The organism is Sphingomonas sp. BT-65, from assembly GCF_026107375.2.
Classification (GTDB): Bacteria; Pseudomonadota; Alphaproteobacteria; order Sphingomonadales; family Sphingomonadaceae; genus Sphingomonas.
On sequence record NZ_JAPCIA010000001.1, the window covers coordinates 348229 to 368366 of the forward strand.

The following is a 20138-nucleotide window of genomic DNA, read 5'->3' on the forward strand; positions in this document are numbered from 1 at the left end:
AAGCGTAAAGATTATAAGAATCGTGCAAAATATGACATCTGATTGGAAATATCTGTCGAGTCAGTTCGCGGCCATACGGCGGGAGGCTGATGCCTAAGCCAGGTATATTGCCGCTTGGCATATTGCCGCGTCGCCGCCTGCGCACGTTCCAGCGCTTCGTCCCGCGTGATCGAACTCTCTAGAAACGCGCCGATTTCCGCGACCCCGATGGCCCGGCGCACCGGTGCATTGGTGGGAATGTCGTCCCGGGCGAGCAGGTCGCGAACCTCGTCAATCGCGCCTTCGTCGAACATCGCGACCAGCCGCCGGTCGCAACGCTCGGCGAGCCAGGCGCGGTCGGGCAGCAGGATCAGCGGCGCGAGGTCGATCGCCTCGCCGATCCCGCCGACGCGCTCGGTCTGCCAGGCGGCGAGGGGGCGTCCGGTCGAGCGCACCACCTCCAGCGCGCGCGCGACGCGCGTGGTATCGGAGGGGTTGAGCCGGGCGGCGGTTCCGGGATCCACTTCCCGCAGCAACGCATATGTCTCCGCCACCGGCAGCGCGCGGACCTCGGCGCGGATCGCCGGATCGATCTCGGGCACCGGCGCGATCCCGTCGAGCAAGGTGCGGATGTACATGCCCGTCCCGCCCGCCAGTACCGGGAGGCTGCCGCGCGCGTGCGCCGCCGCGATCTCCGCCTTCGCTTCCTCGGCCCAGCGCGCGGCGGAATAGTCCTCAGTGCCCGCGACATGCCCGAACAGCCGATGCGGCACGCGTGCCTCGTCTGCCGCGGAGGGCCGCGCGCTGAGCACATGCAGTTCGGCATAGACCTGCGCCGAATCCGCATTGATCACCGTGCCGCCGGTGCGCTCGGCGAGCTCGATCGCCAATGCGGACTTGCCGCTGGCGGTCGGCCCTGCAATTAGCGCCACCCTTGGCTTACGGGAGTGCGGCATGTTCATCGCGACGCTGATAGCAGCGGATCGGCTTGAGGCGGGCGATATTTCCTCCGCGCAGGACAAGCTGCGCGATGCTGGCTGCATGCCCGGCGAGGTGACCGGGCTCGAAGCGGGCAGGGCGGTGGACATCGCGTTCGCGCAGAGCCCTGACCAGGCCCGCGCTGCGCTGGAAGGCGCGTTCGATCGCGTCGACATCGTCGTCCAGCCTGCACAGGGCCGCCGCAAGCGCCTGCTCGTCGCCGACATGGACTCGACCATGATCACCGTCGAGTGCATCGACGAACTCGCCGATTATGCCGGGATCAAGCCGCAGATCGCCGAGGTCACCGAAGCCGCGATGCGCGGCGAGCTCGACTTCGCCGAGGCGCTCGACGCACGCGTCGCGCTGCTCAAGGGGCTCGGCGCCGACGCGATCGACCGCTGCCTCGCCGAGCGCGTCCAGCTGATGCCCGGCGCGCGCGCGCTGGTGCAGACGATGAAGGCCAATAGCGCCACCACGATCCTCGTCTCGGGCGGCTTCACCCGCTTCGCGCAGCCGGTGGGCGAGCAGATCGGCTTCGACCGCGTGATCGCCAACGAGTTGCTGATAGAGGCCGCGGCGCTGACCGGCGCTGTGACCAAGCCGATCGTCGATTCCGCGACCAAGGAGACGACGTTGCTGGGCGCGATGGCAGAGCTCGGCCTCGATGCGAGCGCGACGATGGCGGTCGGCGACGGCGCCAACGACCTCGCGATGATCAAGCAGGCGGGGCTCGGCGTCGCCTATCACGCCAAGCCGATCGCCGCCGCCGCCGCGGGCGCGCGAATCGACCATAACGACCTGACGGCGTTGCTCTACGCCCAGGGCATCCCGCGCGCCGAGTGGGTCGACTAGGCCCTAGTTTCGCACCGGCACGCAGGGGCTGACCCCGCGGCATGCACTGCTCGCCTCGCCGCTCGACGCGAACGGGCCGACCAGCACGCGGGTGAGCTTGCCGGATTTGACATAGGAGACCTGCCTTCCCGGGAAACGGCTGCTCATCTGGGCGCCAAGCTTGCGCGCATTGCCGGGGTCGCCGAACGCGCCGAGCTGGAGCCGCCAGCCGCCATCGCGCACCGGTGCGGGCTGTGCCGCTACGGGCTTGGGCTGTGCAGGGCGTGGAGTCTGGCGCTGCGCCGGGCGCACCATCGGCGGCACAGGCTTCGTTTCGACGCCCGGATCGGCCGGGATCGGCCGCGGATAGGCGGTCGAGGGCGGGATCTCGGTCGGTGTGATCCGGCCGCTCGGCCGGGTCGCGGGCGGCGGCGCGGTCGAAGCCAGCTGCGGCCGGCTCGCGTCGCGCTCATATTGGCGCGCCAGCTCGAGCCCCTTCTGCCGGTCCTGCAGCGTGATGTAGCGGTCCATCTGCGCCTGCGCGCTCGATGCCTGGGCCAGACCCTGCGCGGAAGCGCGTGCGGTCAGCGCATAGGCGCGGACCCAGTCCTTCTCGACCCCGTCGCCGTTGAAGTACATCGTACCCAGCACATATTGCGAGCGCGGCTCGCCGCGCGACGCGGCGCGTTGCAGCCATTCGGCCGCCTGCATCCGCTTGTTATTCTCGAACAAGGTCAGGCCGTAATTCTCCTCGGCCTGCGGATGGCCCTGCAGCGCCGCCTTGCGATACCATTCCTCGGCTTGCGCCAAATCGGCGGGCACGCCGCGGCCGAGCTTGTAAGCCTGGCCCATGTTGAACTGCGCGTCGGCATCGCCTGCTACCGCGGGGCCGCGCCATTCGGCGAGCGCCTTCTTGTAGTCGCCTCGCTGCCAGGCATCGACGCCGGCCTTGACGTCCGCCAGCGCGGGCGCCGCCGGAAGCACGGCCGCCGCGAGCAGCATCGCCCATGAAATCTTACGCATACCGCCAGTCCCCCGGTCGCCTCGGCACTGCCTGGATAATGCCAGTTAACCATCGTCTGGCCAAGAAATGCTTGCGCAAGCGTTAAGCACGCGCCGAGCCGAAGTCCGGTTCGTCGCCGCACCATTAACCGCTTCTTAGCTTCCCACTGGCATCCCAGCATCGGGCAACCGGGATTTTCAGAGGGGTAGATGCGCGTACTCGCGATGGCATCACAAAAGGGTGGTTCGGGCAAGACCACGCTGAGCGGGCACCTGGCGGTGCAAGCGCAGCGCGCGGGTCATGGTCCCGTCGTCCTCATCGACATCGATCCGCAGGGGTCGCTTTCGGACTGGTGGAACGAGCGCGAGACGGATTTCCCCGCCTTCGCCCAGACCACGGTCGCACGGCTCGCGGCGGACCTCGAAGTCCTTCGCCAGCAGGGCTTCCGCCTCGCCGTGATCGACACGCCGCCCGCCATCACCATGGCGATCCAGAGCGTGATCCAGGTCGCCGAGCTGATCGTCATCCCGACGCGTCCCTCGCCGCACGACCTGCGCGCGGTCGGCGCCACGGTCGACCTGTGCGACCGCGCCGGCAAGCCGCTGCTGTTCGTCGTCAACGCGGCGACGCCCAAGGCGAAGATCACCAGCGAGGCCGCGGTCGCGCTGTCCCAGCACGGCACGGTCGCGCCGGTGACGCTGCATCAGCGCACCGATTTCGCATCGTCGATGATCGACGGGCGTACCGTGATGGAGATCGATCCCAATGGCCGCTCGGCGGGCGAGGTGATCGCGCTCTGGTCGTACATCAACGACCGGCTCGAGAAGAATTTCCGCCGCACCGTGTTCACTGCGCCCGCCGCGACTCATGTCGCGTTCACCGGCCGTCCGCAGGGTGGCTTCGGCCGCCGGGTGGTGAGCTGATGCTCGGCTCCGCCAAGCCCGCCGCGTCGCTGTCCTCGGGCCTGCTCGCCCGCAAGGGTCAGGCGCGCCCCGCGATGCGCCCGCAGGGGTTCATCGGTCTCGATCCGGGCACCTCGCTCGATGATCTCGGCTGGAACGACATGGGACAGGAAGTGCATGAGGCCGCGGCCGTGCCGCCCGTGCTCGCCCAGCGCCAGGCGCTGGCCGAAGAGTTCACGCCGCCGGCCGCGCCGCTGGTCGAGATGGCGGCGCCTGTCGCGCCGATCTCGGTCCCCGCGCCGCAGCCGGAGCTCGACGCGTCCTCGGGCCGCCCGGTCTCGACCGCCACCGCCGCCCGCATCGGGCGCGAGGTCGCGGCGAAGAAGGGCAAAGCCGCCTTCACGCTGCGCCTCGACACCGACCGTCATCTCAAGCTGCGGCTCGCCTCGGCGCTGTCGGGCCGTTCGGCTCAACTGCTCGTGACCGAGGCGCTTGACGCGTTTCTCGAAACTCTGCCCGAAGTCGGCGTGCTGGCGAACCAGCTCCCGGCGGGCAAGGCTCGCTGACCAGGGGGAACTGGAGCCATGAACGCACGTCGCATTCTCACCATCACCGTCTCGGGGCTGGTGCTCGGCGCGCCGGTCGTCGGCGGACCGACGCTGATCGGCGCCTTCACCGTCGTCGCCAACGGCAAGCTCGTCACGCAGGACAGCCGCGCCGCCGCGAAGGAAGCCAAGGCGGCGCGCAACGCGCTCAAGGGCGGCAACCCGCAAATGGCGGTGACTCACGCCGAAGCCGCGGTGACCTTCGATCCCAAGAATGGCGAATATCGCCAGCTGCTCGGCGAGACCTATCTGTTCGCCGGCCGCTTCATCTCGGCGGCGCAGGCGCTCAATGAGGCGCTGTCGCTCGATCCGGCCAATGGCCGCGTCGCGCTCAACCTCGCGCTCGCGCAGATCGCGACGGGCGAGTGGACCACCGCGCGCCAGACGCTCGAGACCCATGCCGCGCACATCCCGGCGAGCGACCGTGGCCTCGCCATCGCGCTGGCCGGCGATCCCGGCTCGGCGATCGCGCTGCTCACCGATGCCGCGCGCCAGCCCGGCGCAGACGCCAAGACCCGCCAGAACCTCGCGCTCGCGCTCGCGCTCGCCGGCAACTGGCAGCAGGCGCGCGCCGTAGCGGGGATCGATCTCTCGCCCGACCAGCTCGACGGCCGCATCATGCAATGGGCGAGCTTCTCGCGCCCGCAGAACGCCTATGACCAGGTCGCGGCGCTGCTCGGCGTCACGCCGATTGCGGACGGCGGCCAGCCCCAGCAGCTCGCGCTCGCCAACTCGATGTCGACCGCGGTCGCCGCGCAGCAGGTCGCCGATCCGGTCGAGACCTATATGCCCGACACCGGCGTCGCTGCTGCTGCGGTTGCCCCTGCGCCCGCCACGGCCGTGGACGTCGCGATGACTGGCGAGACCGCCGCGCCCGCGATCACCGCGCCCAGCGGCCAGCAGATCGTCTTCGCGCCGCGCCAGGAGGTCGTCCAGGCGATCCCCGCCGCGGTGGTGAAGCCGGCGCTTGCCAAGGTGGAGGCAGGCGCGCGCAAGCCGCTGCAGGTTCCCGTCAGGGCCGAGGTCGCCGAGTTCAAGCCGGGCAAGGGCGGCTGGTTCGTCCAGCTCGGCGCCTATGACAGCGTCGGTGTGGCGCAGGACGCCTGGGGCCGCTCGACGAAGCGCATCCCGGTGCTCAAGGGGATGACCCCGACAAGCGCCAGCATCTCGACCGGCGCCGGCACCTTCCACCGCCTCGCGGTGGGCGGCTTCGACCGCGCCGGGGCCGACACGCTGTGCCGCAAGGTGCGTGCGAGCGGCGGCAACTGCTTCGTGCGCACCGGCGCCGGCGACAAGACAGCGAGCTGGGCCAAGCCTGCGCGCGTGCAGGTCGCCTCGCGCTGAGCCCACATCTCACGAGAAAAGGGGGAAGGCCGGGTGGATCGCCCGGCCTTTTCCGTTTCAGGCGATCTCCGCGCCGCCCTTGAACAGTCGCACGGCCTTGCCCTGCACCGGCAGCCCGTCGAACGGGGTATTGCCGGCCTTGCCCGCCATACGGTCCGAATCGATCTGCCACGGCGCCTCGGGATCGACGAGCACGAGGTCCGCGGGCATACCGGGCGCCAGCGTTCCAGCTTCGATCCCAAGCAGTTTCGCGGGATTACTCGCAACCAGTGCGAAGAACTGGTCGAGCCCGATGCGTCCGTCGCGCACCAGCCCCAGGCCCAGCGCCAGCAGCGTCTCGGCGCCCGCCATGCCGGGCATCGAATCGGCGAAGGGCAGGCGCTTCTCCTCGGGACCGCGCGGATCATGGCTCGAGCAGAGCAGGTCGATCGTCCCGTCGGCGAGCGCCGCCAGCGCCGCTTGCCGGTCGGCTTCGTCGCGCAGCGGCGGGGAGAGCCGCGCGAAGGTGCGGAAGTCGGTGACGTTGATGTCCGACAGCAGCAGATGCGCCGGGGTGATTCCGCAGGTCACGCTAAGTCCACGTGCCTTGGCCTTGCGGACCAGCTCGAAGCCCGCCGCCGTCGTCACCTGGCGGAAATGGATCGCCGCGCCGGTTTCCTCAACGAGCATCAGATCACGCGCGATCGCCAGCGCCTCGGCGATCGCCGGGGCGGCGGGCAGGCCCAGCCGCGTCGCGGTCTCGCCCTCGGTCGCCACCGCCTGGCTGGCAAGCCCGCCATCCTCGGCATGCGCGATCACCGTCAGCCCGCAGTCGCGCGCATAGGCGAGCACACGGCGCATCACGCCCGAATCGGCGATCCAGCCGCGCCCGGTGGCGATCGCCCGCGCCCCAGCCTCGGCGTTGATCGCGAACTCAGCGAGGTCCTTGCCCTCCAGTCCGCGCGTCGCGGCTGCGATCGGGTGGACCCACAATTCGGGTTTGCCCATGTCGGCGGCGCGCTGGACGATGCCGGGTCCGTCGAGCACCGGCGACTGGTCGGGCATCAGGCCGATGCGCGCGATGCCGCCCGCGCGGCACGCCGCCTTGTCCATCGCGAACACGCCGAGATCGGTGAGCGCAGGGGCAAGCAGTCTGCCCCCGCAGTCGATCACCTCTGCACCTTCGGGCGCCTGCGCGGCGATCTCGTGATTGGCGACGTAGAGCTCGCCGTCGCTTTCGCCGCGCTCGGGGCACACCAGCCGGGCGTTGCGGAAGATCAGGTTCATGCCCAGCCCTCCACGCCGCGTGCGCGCCGGGTGAGCACGTCGAGGCACGCCATGCGCACCGCCACGCCCATCTCGACCTGCTCGGTGATCGCCGAGCGGCCGGGCATGTCGGCGACCGAAGAGGTGATCTCGACCCCGCGGTTCATCGGCCCGGGGTGCATCACCAGCGCATCGGGCTTGGCGCGCTCGAGCCGCTCCTCGGTCAGCCCGTAGTTGAGGTGATATTCGCGGGTCGAGGGGATGTACGCGCCCGACATCCGCTCATTCTGCAGCCGCAGCATCATCACAACGTCCGCGCCGTCGAGCGCCGCATCGAAATCGGTGAAGGGCGTCACGCCCATCTTCTCGATCGCCGCCGGCATCAGCGTCGAGGGCGCGACCACGCGCACTTCGGCGGCGAGGGCGGTGAGCGCGAGGATGTTCGAGCGCGCGACGCGGCTGTGCAATATGTCGCCGCAGATCACCACGCGCTGGTGCGCGATGGCACCGCGCCGCCGCCGGATCGTGAGCGCATCGAGCAGCGCCTGCGTCGGATGCTCGTGGCTGCCGTCGCCGGCGTTGAGCACCGGGCAGTCGACCTTGTCGGCGATCAGCTGCACCGCGCCCGAGCTCATGTGCCGGATCACAATCACGTCGGCGCGCATCGCGTTGAGCGTCACCGCGGTGTCGATCAGCGTCTCGCCCTTCTTCACGCTCGACTGCGCCGCGTGCATGTTGACGACATCGGCGCCGAGCCGCTTCCCCGCGATCTCGAACGAGAGCAAGGTCCGCGTCGAATTCTCGAAAAAGGCGTTGATCTGGGTGAGCCCATCGAGCCGGTGGTCGCTCTTGGCGCGGGTCCGGTTCGCCTCGATCCATTGCTCCGCCTCGTCGAGCAGGAACAATATCTCGTGCGGCTGAAGGCCCGAAATGCCCGTCAGGTGCGCGTGCGGGAACACGGCGCGCCCCTGGATCTGGGCGCCGGGGCGATGATCGATCGGCGGCTGCATTAAAGCCTGCGGTTAGCGAGGCGGGGGCGAGGGCGCAAGCCGCTTGACCCCTCATCGCGCTTGCGGGACGCTGGCGCCCCATGAAGAGCTATCTCGCGATCCTGCGCCATCACCTGACCAGCCTCCACCGCTTCTCGGGCCGTGACACGGCGGATCGCTTCTGGGCCTGGGCAATCACCGTCCTGGTCCTACTTCTAGTCGGGTTCGGCATGGCCGCCCAGCCGCTCATGGCCGGATGGTTCGCGCGGATCGACCGTTTTGCGCGCGAGCATCCCGAGCTGGCGACGCGCACCGTGGGGCCGGGCGGTTATTCGGTTCAGATCCAGGGCCATCATCCCGAGCTGATGCCCGATTTCGGCCCGTTCATCGGCCTGACCGCGGCGGTCGCGGTGATCGCCTTCGTGCTGCTCGCCGCGTCGCTCACCCGCCGGCTGCACGATACCGGGCGGAGCGGTGCCTGGGGACTGCTCCCGTTCCCCTTCCTGATCACCGGCTTCTGGTACATGAGCGCGATGTTCCAGGACCGCGCCGCGCCGCCCGACATCCGCACCTTCGCGCTGCTGTTCGCCAACAACATCGTCTATCTCGGCACGATCGCGCTGCTCATCTTCTTCACGATCCAGCGCGGCACGCCGGGTGCGAACCGCTACGGCCCGCCGCCGGTCAGTCGTTAAGGCTGCGTTCCTGGACGCGGCGCGGGGCGGGCAGGGGCCTCGAGCACCTTGTCGTACCAGCGCGAAAGGTCGCCGTGCATCTTCGCCAGCTCGTCGGGGTTGAGGTACACCATGTGCCCCGCCTCATAGTAGGTGAAGTCGATGTTCCGTTGCAGCGCCTCGTCGAGCAGCATGTGCGAGGCATCGAACTCCGCGCCGAAAAAGGCGGTGGCGAAGTCGTAATAGCCGTTGACGAACATCACCTTGAGATAGGGGTTGGTGCGCATCGTCCAGGCGAGATCGAGCCCTGAGTTGGGGGTGGTCTGCGGCTGCGTCGCATTGGGCGGGCTATGCTTCCAGTCCCAGCTCCAGCCTGGCCCGCGCGCGGTCATGCGATAGGGCATCTCGGTCTTGTAGCCGAGCACGCGCGTCGCATAGTCCTGGAACGTCGCGACGAACGCGCCCGACACCGCGGTCGAGGACGGGTCGTCGCCCGGGCTGTCGGCGTTCGCGTCGGTCATGTTGAGCGTGTAGCGCGAATCGAGCCGCCCCACCGCGAGCCGCCGCTCGCGCAACAGTTCGGTCTGGAAGTGCGCCAGGTCGATGCGCAGGTCGGCGCGCAGGATGAACGCTTCGCTGAGGCCGATATAGGCGGCCATCTGCTTCGCTACCGCTTGCTTCTCGATCGCCGGAATATTCGACCCCTTGGCCAGCGCCGCGGCGTAGGCGCCGGTGGTGAAGCCGCGCACCTCGTCGACGAACGCACGCAGGTCTGCCGGGCGATTGGGCAGGCGGTTGTGATACCACGCCGTCACCGCCATCGTCGGGAGCAGCGTCAGGTAGTTCTGGTCATAGCCCGACTGGCGCACGCCATAGTTCATGATCGTCGAGAACTGGACCATGCCGTTGAAGCTGATCCCGTCCTCCTCCAGCTTCGCCGCGACCACTGGATTGCGCAGCGTGCCATAGCTTTCGCCGAACAGGATCTTGGGGCTGCGCCAGCGATTGTTCTTGGCGATGTAGCGCGTGATCGCCCGTGCGAAGCCGTCGGCATCCTGGTCGACGCCCCAGAAATCCTTGCCGGTCTTGTCGCCCAGCGGCCGCGACCAGCCCGCGCCGATCGCGTCGATGAAGACGAGGTCGCTCTTGTCGATCAGCGAATAGGGGTTGGGTCCGAAGCCATAGGGGGCGGGGCGGATATATTCGGGGTTGGCGGTGGTCACCCGCACCGGGGCGAAGCTGCCCATGTGTAGCCAGATCGTCGGCGACCCCGGCCCGCCATTGTAGAAGAAGGTGACCGGGCGGTTCGCCCCGCCGCCGTCGCTTGTATAGGCGGTGTAGAAATAGCTCGCGGTCGGCTTGGCCTCGTCGTCGCGCACCGTCAGCGTACCGGCGGTCGCGGTATAGGCGATGCGCTGCCCGCCCACCGTGACGCTGCCCTTGCTGACCGCGCTCTGCTCCTCGACCGGCGGGCGCGCCTGCGCCGCCTCGGCCTCGGCCTTCATCGCTTCCTTGGCGTCCTTGGGCGGCGCGGCGGGCTTGTCCTGGGCGAGCGCAGGAAGCGCGAGGAAGGTGGCGGCGAGAAGCAATTGGCGCATGAAAACCCCCGAGTCTGGATGCGGCGCGACGCTGCCCGTTCCGGCGCGCTTATGCAACATTGTCACATGGACAGCGGCTTCAACCCGCCGCCAGCGCGTCGATCGCCCCTTGCAGGATGTAGCTCGCCGCGAGCTTGTCGACTCGCTCGGCGCGCTTGGCGCGCGAGAGGTCCTCGGCGATCATCTGGCGTTCGACCGCCGCGGTCGACCAGCGCTCGTCCCACAGCAGCACCGGCAGGCCGAGATCCTCGACATTGCGGGCGAAGGCGCGCGTCGATTGCGTGCGCGGGCTGTCGGTGCCGTCGAGGTTCAGCGGTAAGCCGATCACCAGCCCCTTGACCTGCTGCCCGGCGACCAGCGCGGCGAGCGCGGCCTTGTCCGCGGTGAACTTGGTGCGCTTGATCAGCAGCGCGGGGCTGGCGAACGACCAGCCCGCGTCACAAAGGGCAGTCCCGATCGTCTTGGTCCCTACGTCGAGCCCCAGCAGCCGCCCGCCGCCGGGCAGAGCCTCGCGGAATACGGCGCGGTCGGTGGTGATCATCCCGCCCGGCTCAGGCCGAACAGGCGCGACAGCCGCTGCTTGCGATACGCCGCCAGCCGCCGCTCGGCATCGGCGCGGACATTCGCCCAGAACAGCGAATAGTCGAACACGTGATAGTTGTTGCCGGGCAGCACATATTGCCCGCCCAGCCCCTCGGGCGGATTGCCGATCATCAGCACGCCGCGCCCCTCGCAGCGCGCCGCCACCACGCCCTTCTGGAGCGCAGCGGTCGAGAAATCGGCGGAGGGGACGAGGCTGCCGAGGTTGGCGCCAGCTTCCGCGCCTGCACCGGGCGTGCCGGTGATCGGGTTGGTGCAGATCATCGGGGTGCCCGCGCGCGGCGCGCCGGTGAACCCAGCAGTGGCGTCGAACGTGTCGAGCAGCAGCGACGGATCGGCGGGCTCGGCGAAGCTCTGCCACGAGAGGATGCACCCGGTCTGGTCGGCGCGCACGCATTCGGCGAGGCCGAGCCGCGGCAGGTCCGCTGTCTTGGACACCGGCCAGCCGACGACATAGGCCGCGACAACGCGCTTCGCGACCGGCTTGCCCGCCACGCGCTCGTGCAGCAGCCGGGTGAGGTGCAGCGCGCCCTGGCTGTGCCCGCCGAGCAGGATCGGCCGGTCACCCGCTTCCTTGAGGAACTGGTCGAACGCCGCCGAGATGTCGCGATAGGCGAGGTCGAGCGCCTTCTGCGCATCGTCCTTGCTCGTCAGGAACGCGCCGAACGTCGCCTGGCGATAGCGCGGCGCCCACACCGCGCCCGCGCCGTTGAACGCGCTCGCCTGGCCTCGCAGGAACAAAGCGGCGCGATCATTGGCTTCCTTGTCGTCGAGCGGCGCGTTCCAGTGCGCGCGGTTGAGGTACGAGGTCGGGTGGATGAAGAAGACCGCGGCAACGGGCTCCTTTGCAGCCGCATAGCCCTCGGGCGTCCACAATGCAGGATTACCCGGCTGGTCGGGCCGCGCCAGCCACATCTCGGCGCGGGCATAGCTGTCCGCCGGCAGCGCGGCCTGCGATTCGAAGCGCGCGCCCGGCACCATCGCCTGCCGGAGCAGTTCGGCGCCCCAAATGCGATAGGCAAAGGTTGCTGCAAGTGCGAGCACGATAAGCACCGCCACGATGTAGAGGAATTTGCGTGCCACTCAGGGCTCTCCATTGTGCAATGCAGCATAACTGGCCGCGCGGCAATCGCATTCCGTTGCGCGATGGTTGCGAAGGATGCAACCTGGAAACACGACACCGGACGGGGAGGGTGGAATGACGTCGCGCATCGAAGAGCAGGACGAACGCTGGCCGCTCCTGCCGGTCCTGCTCGCAGGGCTGGGCCTTGCCACTGGCCTCATCACGCACTGGATCATCGGCAGCGACCATCAGCCCCAGATCAGCGCGCTCCGCCTCGCGCTGCTGAGCTTCGTCAGCGTCTCGGCGCTGATCTTCGGCTTCGTCGTGGAGCGCAGCGACCTGCGCCGCTCGATCCTCTTCGCGCTCGGCTGCGGTTTGGTCGCCGCGTTGATCCTCTATTTCAACGGCGCCACCTCGGGCTGGAGCGAGACCGAGGGTTGGCGCGTGTTCAGCCTGGCGCTCGCGATCGGCATCGCCGCGCCCTTGTTCCAGGCCGGGCGCGAATCGGGCTTCCGGCCGATTTCCTATCCCGCCGCGCACGACCATACCTGGACCAACGCGGTGCTGTGGTGCCTCAGCTGGGCGTTCGTCGCTGTGACCATGCTGCTGTCGTTCCTGCTCGCCGCCCTGTTCCAGCTCATCGGCATCGATTTCCTGCGCGACCTGCTCGAGAAAGAATGGTTCTGGCGCGCGCTGGTGGGGCTCGCCTTCGGTCTCGGCCTCGCATTGCTGCGCGAGCACAGCCGGATCGTCGCGCTGCTCCGGAATGTCGCGATGCTGGTGCTCGGTGTGCTCGCGCCGGTGCTGGCGATCGGGCTCGGCCTGTTCCTGCTGGCTTTGCCCTTCACCGGTCTCCAACCGTTGTGGGAGGCGACTAAGTCGACCACCCCGATCCTGCTCGGCTGCGTCGTCGGCGCGCTGCTGCTGGTCAATGCGGTGATCGGCAACGGCGCCGATGACGCGCCGCGCAACCGCGTGCTGCGCTGGGCGGCTTTGGTGCTGGCGCTGGTGATCTTCCCGCTCGCGGTCATCGCCCAGCTCGCGACCGGGCTGCGGATCGGCCAATATGGCTACACGCCCGAGCGGCTGTGGGCGCTGACCTTCGTGATCCTCGCCACCGTCGTTGCCGTCGCCTATCTCGTCAGCGTGGTCCGCGGCCGCGGCGCCTGGGCGGAGCGGGTGCGCCCGGTCAACCTCAACCTCGCCATCCTCACCTGCGCCGTCGCATTACTGCTCGCCACGCCGATCCTGAGCTTCAACGCCATCTCGACCCGCGATCAGGTCGCGCGGCTCGAATCGGGTCAGGTGGCGCCCGACAAGTTCGACTGGGCGGCGCTCGCCTTCGACTTCGGCGAGCCGGGCAGGGCGGCGCTCGCGAAGCTCGCCGCCTCGAACAACCCCGCCTTCCGTCGGATCGCCGCCGACATCGCGAAGAAGAAATCCCGCTGGCAGATCGAGCGGACGGCGCCCGATCCCGCGTCCCGGCTCGCCGCGCTCGACAAGCGGCTGCGCATCCTCCCGCGCGCGGTCGCGCTGCCGCCGGCGCTGCGCGAGGCGTTGCTCGGTCCCGAGGCGTGCGGAAGCGGCGACGACCGGCCCTGTACCCTCATCTACGAAGCGGGCGCCCGGCGCGGATGGCGTTCAACGACTATTGCTATCGCGATCTTCCCGAACCGGATCCCACTTCCAAGGGCTTCGTCGCGCTTCAGGGGCGTTGCACCGATCCGGTGCATCTCCGGTTCGACGGCGGAAGCTGGGATGCGTTCGCGCCCAACGATGTGCTCGTCCGTACGCCCGCCCAGCGCAAGGCGATCGAGGACGGCTATCGCGAGGGCGAGCTCGAAGTCCGCCCGGTCGAGCGCCGCCAGCTCTTCGTCGGCGGGGTGCCGGTCGGCGACCCGTTCGAATAACCGCGCTTGATGGCAGGGGGGCGTCGCTGCTAGGCGCGCCCTCATGTCCGTAGACACCGCAACCGTGAAGAAGGTGGCGAGCCTCGCGCGCATCGCGATCAGCGATACCGATGCCGAGCGCCTCGCGCCCGAGCTCAACAACATCCTCGGCTGGATCGAGCAGCTCGGCGAGGTCGACACCTCGTCGGTCGAGCCGATGACCGCCGTCATCCCCAACAAGCTGCGCCTGCGCGACGATGTCGTCACCGACGGCGGCATCCGCGACGACGTGCTCGCCAACGCGCCGCTCGCCGAGCATGGCTTCTTCACCGTGCCGAAGGTGATTGAATGATGACGGTACGACATCATTCAATCATCCCGGACAGCGGCGTAGCCGCGACCGATCCGGGATCCAGGAACAAAGAATCATGAGCGACCTCACCACCCTCGGCGTCGCCGCGCTGCGCGACGGCATCCGCACCGGCGAATTCTCGGCGCGCGAAGTCGCCGATGCGTTCATCGTCAAGGTGAGCAAGGCCAAGCAGCTCAACGCCTTCATCGTTGAGACCCCTGATCACGCGATCGCCGCGGCCAAGGAAGCCGACGCCGCGCGCGCCGCGGGCGAGACGCTCAAGCCGCTCGCCGGCGTGCCGATCGGCATGAAGGACCTGTTCTGCACCAAGGGCGTGCAGACCACAGCGGCCAGCCACATGCTGGAGGGGTTCAAGCCGGTCTATGAATCCACTGTCTCGCAGAAGCTGTGGGACGCAGGCGCGGGCATGCTAGGCAAGCTCAATCTCGACCAGTTCGCGATGGGCTCGTCGAACGAGACCAGCTATTTCGGCAACGTCATCTCGCCGTGGCGGCGCCAGGACGGCGGCAACGCCGCGCTCGCGCCGGGCGGCTCGTCGGGCGGCTCGTCCGCGGCGATCAGTGCGCGGCTCGTCCCCGCGGCAACGGGCACCGACACCGGCGGCTCGATCCGTCAGCCCGCCGCCTTCACCGGTATTTCGGGCATCAAGCCGACCTATGGCCGCTGCTCACGCTGGGGCGTGGTCGCCTTTGCCTCGTCGCTCGACCAGGCCGGGCCGATGGCGCGCGACGTGCGCGACTGCGCGATCATGCTCGAGGCGATGGCCGGTTTCGACCCCAAGGACGCGACCTCGCTCGACATGGCAGTGCCCAATTGGGAAGCCGCGCTCTCGGCCGACCTGCGCGGCAAGAAGGTCGGCATCCCCAAGGAATATCGCGTCGACGGCATGCCGAGCGAGATCGAGGCGCTGTGGCAGCAGGGCATCGACTGGCTCAAGGATGCGGGCGCAGAGATCGTCGAGGTCTCGCTGCCCCACACCAAATACGCCCTGCCGGCCTATTACATCATCGCCCCGGCCGAGGCGTCGTCGAACCTCGCGCGCTATGACGGCGTGCGCTACGGCCAGCGCGACTTGCCCGACGGCGCGAATTTGCAGGACATGTACGCCGCGACCCGCGCCGCAGGCTTCGGACCGGAGGTGCAGCGCCGCATCCTGATCGGCACCTATGTGCTCTCGGCGGGCTTCTACGACGCCTATTACACCCAGGCGCAGAAGGTGCGGACCCTGATCGCGCAGGATTTCGAGAAGGCCTGGACGCAGTGCGACCTGCTGCTCACCCCCACCGCACCCTCAGCGGCGTTCGCGCTGGGCGAGAAGTCGGCCGATCCGCTGGCGATGTATTTGAACGACGTCTTCACCGTGCCCTCGTCGCTCGCGGGCATCCCGGCGATGTCGGTCCCCGGCGGGCTGGACAAGGACGGGCTCCCGCTCGGCCTGCAGATTATCGGCAAGCCGTTCGACGAGCAGGGCGTGCTCGACGCGAGCCTCGCGATCGAGCAGCGGGCGGGATTCACGGCGAAGCCGGAGCAATGGTGGTAAGATGGGGTTGCTGGTCGAGTTCGTTGTGGCGCGATCGGCGAATTCTTCGGCTGGCTTTTCTACGACCTCTGGAAGGAACGTCGCGAGGAACGCCGGCTCAAGCGCGAACAGAAGCGCACGAAACGGAACGGACCAATCGATTATGGCTGAGAGCAGCTACCGCATCAAAGGCGCAACCGGCGAGTGGGAGGTCGTGATCGGCCTCGAGGTCCACGCTCAGGTCACGTCCAACGCCAAGCTCTTCTCGGGCGCCGCGACCGAGTTCGGCGCCGAGCCGAACACGCAGGTGTCGCTGGTCGACGCGGCGATGCCCGGCATGCTCCCGGTCCCGAACCGCGAGTGCATCCGCCAGGCCGTCCGCACCGGCATGGCGATTGACGCGCAAATCAACAAATGGTCGCGGTTCGACCGCAAGAATTACTTCTACGCCGATCTGCCGCAGGGCTACCAGATCAGCCAGCTCTACCACCCGCTGGTGGGCGAGGGCGAGGTCGAGATCGAGGTCGAAGGCGCGACCAAGACGATCGGCGTCGAGCGCATCCATGTCGAGCAGGACGCCGGCAAGCTGATGCACGACCAGCATCCGCGCCTCTCCTATGTCGACCTCAACCGCTCGGGCGTTGCGCTGATGGAGATCGTCTCCAAGCCCGACATGCGTTCGCCCGCCGAAGCAGGGGCTTATCTGTCGAAGCTGCGGTCGATCCTGCGCTATGTCGGCTCGTGCGACGGCAATATGGACCAGGGCTCGATGCGCGCCGACGTCAACGTCTCGGTCCGCAAGCCCGGCGAGCCGTTCGGTACCCGCACCGAGACCAAGAACGTCAACTCGGTCCGCTTCGTCATGCAGACGGTCGAGATCGAGGCGCTGCGCCAGATCGACGTGATCGAGAACGGCGGCAAGATCGTCCAAGAGACCCGCCTGTTCGATCCCGACAAGGGCGAGACGCGGTCGATGCGCTCCAAGGAGGACGCGCACGACTATCGCTATTTCCCCGATCCCGACCTGCTCCCGCTCGAGCTCGACGACGCGTTCCTCGACGATTGCCGCGCCTCGCTCCCCGAGCTGCCCGACGCCAAGCGCGCGCGCTACCTCGCGCTCGGCATCACGCCCTATAATGCCGGCGTGCTCACCGCCGAGGTCGAATCCGCGCGCTATTTCGACGCGCTGCTCGAAGCAGGCGCCAAGGGCCCGGCGGCCGCTAACTGGGTGACCTCGGAGCTGTTCGGCGCGCTCAATCGCCTGGACAAGGATATCGAGCACAGCCCGGTCTCGCCCACCCAGGCGGCGGAGCTGCTCGGCCTCGTCGCCGAGGGCACGCTGTCCAATACGCTGGCCAAGCAGGTGTTCGAGATCATGCTCGAAACCGGCGACGATCCTGCGAAGATCGTCGAGGAACGCGGCCTCAAGCAGACCTCGGACACCGGCGCGATCGAGGCGGAGATCGCCAAGGTCCTCGAAGCCAATGCCGACAAGGTCGCCGAATACCGCTCGGGCAAGGACAAATTGTTCGGCTTCTTCGTCGGCCAGACGATGAAGGCGATGGCCGGTAAGGCCAACCCCAGCGTGGTCAACGACCTGCTCAAGAAGGCGCTCGACGGCTAGGGCGCGCGCGGCATCATTTCGCCGTGTCTTCCTGGTTCTTGGTGACCCCGCCGGTGCCGCCGACGGCGCCGTCCACGCCTTCCGCCGCGTAGTCGGCTTCGCCTTCACCTTCGGCCTCGACGACATTCTCGATGTCGCGGTTGCCGGCGGTCGCCTGCTCCAGGTCGCCACGCCGTTCGTGATTGTCCTGCGGCATACTGTCAGGGTGGGGGTCGCGGTTGCGGTCGGTCATCGCGGATTCTCCTTCATTTTCCAGACGCTTGGCTGCCTGATCCGCTCCGCGAAATCCTGTCTTGCAAGCGGCTGAAGTCAGGCTAACCATTTCACCTGCACCGATGGGGGTTGATTCGGCGCAATGGGGGAATGGATGCTCAGGAAAATCACGCTTGGCGTCGCTGCGGCGGCGCTGGTTTGCTCGCCTGCGGTTGCGGGTCCCAAGGATTTCACCGCGCAAGGCTATGCGCTCCCGGCGGACAAGCCGGTCACCATCGTGCTGATGCGCCCCGACATGCAGGTCGGTGAGCTGCAGGCGGGCGGGATGGTCGAGCCCAATGCCGACTGGACCACCGCCGCGCGCGGTCACCTCGCCAAGGCGCTCGAAACCGCGCACAAGTCGCGCGGGATCGAGTTCAAGCTGCTCGACGAGGGGCAGGAGGCCAACGCCCAGCTGGTCGCCGATTATGAATCGCTCCACCGCGCCGTCGCCGACGCGATCGTCACCTACAAATATTACGGCGCCAAGCTGCCGACCAAGAAGGACCGGTTCGACTGGACGCTCGGCCCGGGCGCGCAAAAGCTGGGCGAGGCCTCGGGCGCGAACTACGCACTGTTCTTCTTCGGCCGCGACAATTTCGCGAGCGCGGGGCGCAAGGCGGTGCAGGTCGCGGGTTTCCTCGGCTGCCTGATCGGCGTGTGCGTGATCACCAGCGGCGGGCAGCACGTCTACTACGCCTCGCTGGTCGAGCTCTCCACCGGCAACGTCGTGTGGTTCAACGTGCTGCGCGGGTCGAAGGGTGACGTGCGCGAGGCCGAGGGCGCGCAGGGCATGGTCGACGCGATCATGGCCTCGATGCCGACTCGCCCGGGCGAGGGCGGCGCGCCGGTCGCCACGGCGGCGAAGAAGCGCTGAGCGCCATGCGCCTGACCGCGATCCTCGCGGCGTCGCTCCTGGCATCCGCTGCGCCGGCCCTTGCCGCGCAAGCGGATCCGGCTACTGCGCAGGCGGACCCGGCCGCCGTGCAGCACGGGCCGCAGGACGCCGACGAACGTGGCCTGTGGATGCAGGTCGAGGACGCCGAACGCCGCCTCAAGGGATCGAACTTCGTGATCCGCGATCCCGCGCTCAACGCCTATGTCCGCGGCGTGTTCTGCCGCGCGGTGGGCGAGGCGGAGTGTGCGGGGGTGCGCATCTACATCACCCGCACGCCGTTCTTCAACGCGAACATGGCGCCCAACGGGATGATGCAGATCTGGTCGGGCCTGTTCCTGCGCGCGCGCGACGAGGCGCAGCTCGCGGCGGTGCTCGCGCACGAATACACCCACTATCGCAACCGCCACTCGCTGCGCCTGTTCCGCAACATCAAGGACAAGACCAACGCGATCGCCTGGCTCAGCTTCGTGCCCTTCGGGGCGATCGCGCAGCTCGGCCTGATCGGATCGGTGTTCGGCTTCTCGCGCGAGATGGAGCGCGAGGCGGATACGGGGTCGGTCAAGGCGCTCGCCGCCAGCGGCTACGACCCTGCCGCGGCGTCGCAGATCTGGGGGCAGATGCTTGCCGAGTTCGACGCCACTGCGGCCGAGCGCAAGCGCAAGCGGCGCAAGGAAGGCGGCATGTTCGCCACGCACCCGCCCAGCATCGAGCGAATGCAGGAGTTGAAGGCGCAGGCCGCGGCTCTGCCGGCGGGCGGTGAACGGCGCGCCGGCCGCGCCGAGTATCGCGCCGCGCTCGCGCCGTTCTGGGCGGACTTCATCGACGACCAGATCAAGCTCAACGATTTCGGCGCGACCGAGCTGCTGCTCGGCCAGCTCGCCAGCGAGGGCTGGACCGGCGAGCTGCTGTTCGCGCGCGGCGAGCTCTACCGCTCGCGCGGCGCCGCGGGCGATTTCGAGAAGGCGGCGGGCTTCTATCGCGACGCCATCGCTGCGGGCGCGGTGCCGCCCGAGGCGCATCGCGGGCTCGGCATGGCGTTGCTCCGTGCGGGCGCGGCGAGCGAGGGGCAGGCGGCGCTCCAGGAATATCTGCGGCTGCGGCCCGATGCGCGGGACAAGGCGATGATCGCAACATTGGCAGGGGGACAATCGTGAAACTTGGCGTGAAACATGGCGCGAAACGCGCAACGCTCATCCTTGGGGCGGCCGCGCTGCTCACCGCGGCGCCGGCGATGGCGGGCTTCAAGCTGATGCAGAAGGGCCAGCCGCAGCTGCTGCGCAAATCCTCGCTCACCGTGACGCCGACGATCCCGTGGAACCGCCTCGGTGCGCGGCTCGGCCGCAATGCCGAGGCGTGGACGCTCGACGGCCATTCGCTCAACGACCTGATCTTCTACACCGCGATCCCCGCCGGCAAGACGCTGTTCCGCGAGGTCGACAAGAAGAACAAGCCGCTGCCCAAGTTCGATTCGAAGATGCTCGCGCCCGACATCGCGGCGCTGTTCGAATCGAGCTACCGCATCGCCGGCTCGACCTCGCTGTTCTCGATCGACTCGATCGAGCCGGCGACCTTCGCTGGCAAGCCGGGCTTCCGTTTCGCCTACAGCTTCACCGTCCAGAACGAGGAAGTCCGCCGCGCGGGTGAAGCGACCGGCGCGGTGATCAACGGCCAGCTCTACATGATCACCTTCGAGGCGCCGAAGATCCATTATTTCGACCGCAACGTCGAAGACTATCGCGCGCTGGTCGCGACCGCCAAGGTCGGCTGAC

20 protein-coding genes are annotated in these 20138 nt (G+C 68.5%); 12 read left to right on the forward strand and 8 right to left on the reverse strand.

The window, feature by feature from the left end:
• Nucleotides 1-11: 11 nt before the first annotated feature.
• On the reverse strand, nucleotides 12-941 hold the full coding sequence (miaA, locus tag OK349_RS01735) for a tRNA (adenosine(37)-N6)-dimethylallyltransferase MiaA (protein WP_265116112.1): 930 nt from the start codon (nucleotides 939-941) through the stop codon (nucleotides 12-14).
• Between miaA and serB the strand changes: the two genes are divergently transcribed.
• Nucleotides 934-1812 carry a phosphoserine phosphatase SerB gene (gene serB / locus OK349_RS01740; protein ID WP_265116113.1) on the forward strand — a complete coding sequence of 293 codons (879 nt, stop codon included), beginning with the start codon at nucleotides 934-936 and terminating at the stop codon, nucleotides 1810-1812. The genes miaA and serB overlap by 8 nt on opposite strands.
• Before the next feature lie 3 nt (nucleotides 1813-1815).
• Here serB and OK349_RS01745 read toward each other — a convergent pair whose 3' ends face one another.
• Nucleotides 1816-2814 (reverse strand): SPOR domain-containing protein, encoded by a 999-nt coding sequence (locus OK349_RS01745; RefSeq protein WP_265116114.1) that lies wholly within the window; start codon nucleotides 2812-2814, stop codon nucleotides 1816-1818.
• 189 nt (nucleotides 2815-3003) lie between these two features.
• Here OK349_RS01745 and OK349_RS01750 point away from each other — a divergent pair, with 189 nt between their 5' ends.
• From OK349_RS01750 to OK349_RS01760, 3 genes are read left to right on the forward strand one after another with little or no spacing between them, the layout of a single operon-like run.
• A complete protein-coding gene (locus OK349_RS01750; RefSeq protein ID WP_265116115.1) occupies nucleotides 3004-3717 on the forward strand; it encodes a ParA family protein in 714 nt (237 codons plus the stop codon).
• Nucleotides 3717-4262: a hypothetical protein gene (locus OK349_RS01755; protein ID WP_265116116.1), complete on the forward strand. Its 546-nt coding sequence runs from the start codon at nucleotides 3717-3719 to the stop codon at nucleotides 4260-4262. The genes OK349_RS01750 and OK349_RS01755 overlap by 1 nt, the downstream gene beginning before the upstream one ends.
• An 18-nt stretch (nucleotides 4263-4280) precedes the next feature.
• Complete coding sequence (locus tag OK349_RS01760) at nucleotides 4281-5645, forward strand: SPOR domain-containing protein (RefSeq protein ID WP_265116117.1); 1365 nt, start codon at nucleotides 4281-4283, stop codon at nucleotides 5643-5645.
• A 57-nt stretch (nucleotides 5646-5702) separates the two neighbouring features.
• On the opposite strand, the gene OK349_RS01765 is transcribed toward OK349_RS01760, so the two are convergent.
• The gene (locus OK349_RS01765) at nucleotides 5703-6911 is read right to left on the reverse strand and encodes a dihydroorotase (protein WP_265116118.1); all 1209 of its coding nucleotides are present in this window, start codon (nucleotides 6909-6911) and stop codon (nucleotides 5703-5705) included.
• Complete coding sequence (locus tag OK349_RS01770) at nucleotides 6908-7900, reverse strand: aspartate carbamoyltransferase catalytic subunit (RefSeq protein ID WP_265116119.1); 993 nt, start codon at nucleotides 7898-7900, stop codon at nucleotides 6908-6910. Before OK349_RS01770 ends, OK349_RS01765 begins: the two co-directional genes overlap by 4 nt.
• A gap of 80 nt (nucleotides 7901-7980) precedes the next feature.
• Between OK349_RS01770 and OK349_RS01775 the strand changes: the two genes are divergently transcribed.
• Nucleotides 7981-8574, forward strand: a complete 594-nt coding sequence (locus tag OK349_RS01775; protein WP_265116120.1) for a DUF805 domain-containing protein — start codon at nucleotides 7981-7983, stop codon at nucleotides 8572-8574.
• On the opposite strand, the gene OK349_RS01780 is transcribed toward OK349_RS01775, so the two are convergent.
• From OK349_RS01780 to OK349_RS01790, 3 genes are all read right to left on the reverse strand, one after another.
• The gene (locus tag OK349_RS01780) at nucleotides 8571-10151 is read right to left on the reverse strand and encodes a S10 family peptidase (RefSeq protein WP_265116121.1); all 1581 of its coding nucleotides are present in this window, start codon (nucleotides 10149-10151) and stop codon (nucleotides 8571-8573) included. The genes OK349_RS01775 and OK349_RS01780 overlap by 4 nt on opposite strands.
• Nucleotides 10152-10230: 79 nt before the next feature.
• Nucleotides 10231-10692 carry a Holliday junction resolvase RuvX gene (ruvX, locus tag OK349_RS01785; RefSeq protein WP_265116122.1) on the reverse strand — a complete coding sequence of 154 codons (462 nt, stop codon included), beginning with the start codon at nucleotides 10690-10692 and terminating at the stop codon, nucleotides 10231-10233.
• The gene (locus OK349_RS01790; RefSeq protein ID WP_265116123.1) at nucleotides 10689-11834 is read right to left on the reverse strand and encodes a DUF3089 domain-containing protein; all 1146 of its coding nucleotides are present in this window, start codon (nucleotides 11832-11834) and stop codon (nucleotides 10689-10691) included. Before OK349_RS01790 ends, ruvX begins: the two co-directional genes overlap by 4 nt.
• Before the next feature lie 115 nt (nucleotides 11835-11949).
• Between OK349_RS01790 and OK349_RS01795 the strand changes: the two genes are divergently transcribed.
• The 4 genes from OK349_RS01795 to gatB all read left to right on the forward strand — a co-directional run bounded on the left by OK349_RS01795 (nucleotide 11950) and on the right by gatB (nucleotide 17219).
• Complete coding sequence (locus tag OK349_RS01795) at nucleotides 11950-13734, forward strand: DUF4153 domain-containing protein (protein WP_265116124.1); 1785 nt, start codon at nucleotides 11950-11952, stop codon at nucleotides 13732-13734.
• A 33-nt stretch (nucleotides 13735-13767) separates the two neighbouring features.
• Complete coding sequence (gene gatC / locus OK349_RS01800) at nucleotides 13768-14055, forward strand: Asp-tRNA(Asn)/Glu-tRNA(Gln) amidotransferase subunit GatC (RefSeq protein ID WP_265116125.1); 288 nt, start codon at nucleotides 13768-13770, stop codon at nucleotides 14053-14055.
• 76 nt (nucleotides 14056-14131) lie between these two features.
• A complete protein-coding gene (gene gatA, locus OK349_RS01805) occupies nucleotides 14132-15616 on the forward strand; it encodes an Asp-tRNA(Asn)/Glu-tRNA(Gln) amidotransferase subunit GatA (RefSeq protein WP_265116126.1) in 1485 nt (494 codons plus the stop codon).
• A gap of 142 nt (nucleotides 15617-15758) precedes the next feature.
• Nucleotides 15759-17219, forward strand: a complete 1461-nt coding sequence (gatB, locus tag OK349_RS01810; protein ID WP_265116127.1) for an Asp-tRNA(Asn)/Glu-tRNA(Gln) amidotransferase subunit GatB — start codon at nucleotides 15759-15761, stop codon at nucleotides 17217-17219.
• Between the two features lie 13 nt (nucleotides 17220-17232).
• Here gatB and OK349_RS01815 read toward each other — a convergent pair whose 3' ends face one another.
• Nucleotides 17233-17451 (reverse strand): hypothetical protein, encoded by a 219-nt coding sequence (locus OK349_RS01815; RefSeq protein WP_265116128.1) that lies wholly within the window; start codon nucleotides 17449-17451, stop codon nucleotides 17233-17235.
• Nucleotides 17452-17586: 135 nt separating this feature from the next.
• On the opposite strand from OK349_RS01815, the gene OK349_RS01820 reads away from it, so the two are divergent.
• From OK349_RS01820 to OK349_RS01830, 3 genes are read left to right on the forward strand one after another with little or no spacing between them, the layout of a single operon-like run.
• Nucleotides 17587-18348 (forward strand): hypothetical protein, encoded by a 762-nt coding sequence (locus tag OK349_RS01820; RefSeq protein WP_265116129.1) that lies wholly within the window; start codon nucleotides 17587-17589, stop codon nucleotides 18346-18348.
• Nucleotides 18349-18353: 5 nt separating this feature from the next.
• Nucleotides 18354-19523 (forward strand): M48 family metallopeptidase, encoded by a 1170-nt coding sequence (locus OK349_RS01825; protein ID WP_265116130.1) that lies wholly within the window; start codon nucleotides 18354-18356, stop codon nucleotides 19521-19523.
• Nucleotides 19520-20137: a hypothetical protein gene (locus OK349_RS01830; protein ID WP_265116131.1), complete on the forward strand. Its 618-nt coding sequence runs from the start codon at nucleotides 19520-19522 to the stop codon at nucleotides 20135-20137. Before OK349_RS01825 ends, OK349_RS01830 begins: the two co-directional genes overlap by 4 nt.
• The last annotated feature ends 1 nt before the right edge of the window (nucleotide 20138 follow it).

What these genes read in the sequence shown, in the direction of transcription:
- serB (WP_265116113.1), top strand. Translation starts at nt 934, where the DNA reads ATGTTCATCGCGACGCTGATAGCAGCGGATCGGCTTGAGGCGGGCGAT.
- miaA (WP_265116112.1), bottom strand. Translation starts at nt 941, where the DNA reads ATGAACATGCCGCACTCCCGTAAGCCAAGGGTGGCGCTAATTGCAGGG.
- OK349_RS01745 (WP_265116114.1), bottom strand. Translation starts at nt 2,814, where the DNA reads ATGCGTAAGATTTCATGGGCGATGCTGCTCGCGGCGGCCGTGCTTCCG.
- OK349_RS01750 (WP_265116115.1), top strand. Translation starts at nt 3,004, where the DNA reads ATGCGCGTACTCGCGATGGCATCACAAAAGGGTGGTTCGGGCAAGACC.
- OK349_RS01755 (WP_265116116.1), top strand. Translation starts at nt 3,717, where the DNA reads ATGCTCGGCTCCGCCAAGCCCGCCGCGTCGCTGTCCTCGGGCCTGCTC.
- OK349_RS01760 (WP_265116117.1), top strand. Translation starts at nt 4,281, where the DNA reads ATGAACGCACGTCGCATTCTCACCATCACCGTCTCGGGGCTGGTGCTC.
- OK349_RS01765 (WP_265116118.1), bottom strand. Translation starts at nt 6,911, where the DNA reads ATGAACCTGATCTTCCGCAACGCCCGGCTGGTGTGCCCCGAGCGCGGC.
- OK349_RS01770 (WP_265116119.1), bottom strand. Translation starts at nt 7,900, where the DNA reads ATGCAGCCGCCGATCGATCATCGCCCCGGCGCCCAGATCCAGGGGCGC.
- OK349_RS01775 (WP_265116120.1), top strand. Translation starts at nt 7,981, where the DNA reads ATGAAGAGCTATCTCGCGATCCTGCGCCATCACCTGACCAGCCTCCAC.
- OK349_RS01780 (WP_265116121.1), bottom strand. Translation starts at nt 10,151, where the DNA reads ATGCGCCAATTGCTTCTCGCCGCCACCTTCCTCGCGCTTCCTGCGCTC.
- ruvX (WP_265116122.1), bottom strand. Translation starts at nt 10,692, where the DNA reads ATGATCACCACCGACCGCGCCGTATTCCGCGAGGCTCTGCCCGGCGGC.
- OK349_RS01795 (WP_265116124.1), top strand. Translation starts at nt 11,950, where the DNA reads ATGACGTCGCGCATCGAAGAGCAGGACGAACGCTGGCCGCTCCTGCCG.
- gatC (WP_265116125.1), top strand. Translation starts at nt 13,768, where the DNA reads ATGTCCGTAGACACCGCAACCGTGAAGAAGGTGGCGAGCCTCGCGCGC.
- gatA (WP_265116126.1), top strand. Translation starts at nt 14,132, where the DNA reads ATGAGCGACCTCACCACCCTCGGCGTCGCCGCGCTGCGCGACGGCATC.
- gatB (WP_265116127.1), top strand. Translation starts at nt 15,759, where the DNA reads ATGGCTGAGAGCAGCTACCGCATCAAAGGCGCAACCGGCGAGTGGGAG.
- OK349_RS01815 (WP_265116128.1), bottom strand. Translation starts at nt 17,451, where the DNA reads ATGACCGACCGCAACCGCGACCCCCACCCTGACAGTATGCCGCAGGAC.
- OK349_RS01820 (WP_265116129.1), top strand. Translation starts at nt 17,587, where the DNA reads ATGCTCAGGAAAATCACGCTTGGCGTCGCTGCGGCGGCGCTGGTTTGC.
- OK349_RS01825 (WP_265116130.1), top strand. Translation starts at nt 18,354, where the DNA reads ATGCGCCTGACCGCGATCCTCGCGGCGTCGCTCCTGGCATCCGCTGCG.